Below are 725 nucleotides of genomic sequence, written 5' to 3'. Positions count from 1 at the left end.
CGCGCAAGGCCGACCGCACGCCGGAGGAGGCCAGGATGCCGCTGCTGTTCACGCCCTATGTGCCCAGCCGCTTCGAGGACTTCCTGCTCAAGGGCAGGCGGATTCGTGCGGACGTGCATGAGTGGCTGGCCGCACGGCTGCCAAAAGAATCGCGCCTGAGTTGATCCACGGGGTCGGCCCAGGCGCCAACAGATCTGCCTTGGAAGGCAGGGCTTACAGGTCGGGGGTACCACCCCACCGGTGCGCTGTGGCCGGGTTCGTCCCGTCGCTGCGGCGCATGCCGCTCTGCTGAAAGAGGCCGATACGGTGAAGCACGGTTGTCCCGCAAGGGTCCGGGTTCGACTCCCGGTTTCGCCACCACTGGATAGCTCAGTCGGGTAGAGCAACGGATTTGGAATCCGTGTGTCGTGGGTTCGACTCCCACTCCACAAATGGCCTGTCACGCCAGTGAAAAACGGTCGAAAGACCACCCAGCCGAACGTGCCGGTCTGCCTTCGGGTTTGAACGGCACCAGCGCGGCCACCTGTGCTTCGGGCACGCGGGGTCTGCGTCCACGGCCAGTCCGAGGTATGTCCAGGGAGGGCATGTCGACGACGCACCGTGGTACCCAGCCCCTGGCATCCGAGGTCCGTGTCCGCGTTGTAACGGCATCCTATTTGAAACACACGCTGCAACAAGGAGAACACCATGACGATCAAGCGTGTCAATGTGAAGAAGAACGAGCG

1 tRNA gene and 1 pseudogene are annotated in these 725 nt (G+C 63.4%); both read left to right on the top strand.

Annotation, left to right across the window (positions count from 1 at the left end):
• Positions 1-164, top strand: a pseudogene (locus tag LNV23_RS23885) (HNH endonuclease); the annotation flags it as partial.
• A gap of 198 nt (positions 165-362) precedes the next feature.
• Positions 363-428: transfer RNA gene (locus tag LNV23_RS23880), tRNA-Pro, on the top strand.
• Positions 429-725 lie beyond the last annotated feature (297 nt).

This window comes from Kinneretia sp. DJ1R-11, assembly GCF_025717595.1.
GTDB lineage: Bacteria > Pseudomonadota > Gammaproteobacteria > Burkholderiales > Burkholderiaceae_C > Paucibacter_A.
The sequence above is the reverse complement of the archived record's forward strand: the minus strand, read 5'-3'. Positions and strand labels throughout refer to the sequence as shown.